Origin of the sequence: Bacteroides sp. AF20-13LB (assembly GCF_003603065.1) — a bacterium.
GTDB classification, from domain to species: domain Bacteria; phylum Bacteroidota; class Bacteroidia; order Bacteroidales; family Bacteroidaceae; genus Bacteroides; species Bacteroides uniformis.
Genome location: NZ_QTMH01000030.1, coordinates 1 through 979, shown reverse-complemented (window position 1 = coordinate 979; position 979 = coordinate 1). Strand labels below are relative to the sequence as shown.

The following is a 979-nucleotide window of genomic DNA, read 5'->3' as shown; positions in this document are numbered from 1 at the left end:
AAGAGCTGAGGGAGTTGAGTTTCAAACTATCTTATCTGCCTCTCGTTTATCCGACATTTTTTTTATGCGTCTTTCTGTCGCATCGGTCGTTTTCGTTTCGGGTGCTTGAAAAGGTAGGGATTAGGGAATGCAAGGTTTTTCGGTCAAAATACTACCCGCAGGGCTGGAGATTTTTACCGAAAACAGGAGGCTTGACCTTGCTTTCCCGTCCAATCCCGGAATTACCTTTGCGCCCAGAACGAAAATGACTGACTGATGCGGCTTACTGAAAGGCGCAAAATGGAGGTAAACGAAAACAGAGGCAGATTGTGTAGAAAAAAACTTCAGGGGAAAATCCGTAAAAAAAAGAATCACCAAAAGGAAAAAGACATCACCGGAAGCGTGAAAAGGGCAAACCACAACAAAGGAAGTATGATTGTTTCCGATCCGACGGAACTTGTTCAGCCGGGTGGCAACAATCATTCTTCCCGGTTTGTCCGGCTGTGTGTGGGCGCCTGTTTCATTCATGGGGCAGGCTGACACACTCTGCATTCACTTTCCGCTTCCGGCAAAAGAGACAGCGAAAAAAGAAAAATCATTTGAAAACCCGTAAAAGCACCTCTTGGCATAGGCGCAAAAGAAAGGGGCATTGCTTCATCTGTCTAAACATCGTTTAGGCGTGAGGCAATGCCCTTTTCTCCAGCTATGCGGTAGTCGGCACACGTTTGTTCCAAACTCGTTTTGGGCAATGGTGTGCCGACGGACAATACCGCTTTTACGGAAAATTCTTATGAATGAGGGGATAAAAAACGGGAGTTTATATCAAAATCTCGAATTAAATAGCTACTTTTGCATACGAAGAGTTCTTTGAAGGTTACGCAACGCGCAGAAGGATAATGCAGTAGATAACTAACTAAATCGTAACCTATTACTATCAAGAGCAATTAACCTACGCTCATTTCCAATAAATTACACTCTTTTCGTAACTTCCGTATGCAAA

General features: G+C 43.8%; 2 protein-coding genes. One reads left to right on the top strand and one right to left on the bottom strand.

Annotation, left to right across the window (positions count from 1 at the left end):
• Nucleotides 1–120: 120 nt before the first annotated feature.
• A complete protein-coding gene (locus tag DWX62_RS22170) occupies nt 121–531 on the bottom strand; it encodes a hypothetical protein (protein WP_004291538.1) in 411 nt (136 codons plus the stop codon).
• 106 nt (nt 532–637) lie between these two features.
• On the opposite strand from DWX62_RS22170, the gene DWX62_RS22555 reads away from it, so the two are divergent.
• A complete protein-coding gene (locus tag DWX62_RS22555) occupies nt 638–850 on the top strand; it encodes a hypothetical protein (RefSeq protein ID WP_007567577.1) in 213 nt (70 codons plus the stop codon).
• Nucleotides 851–979: the final 129 nt, after the last annotated feature.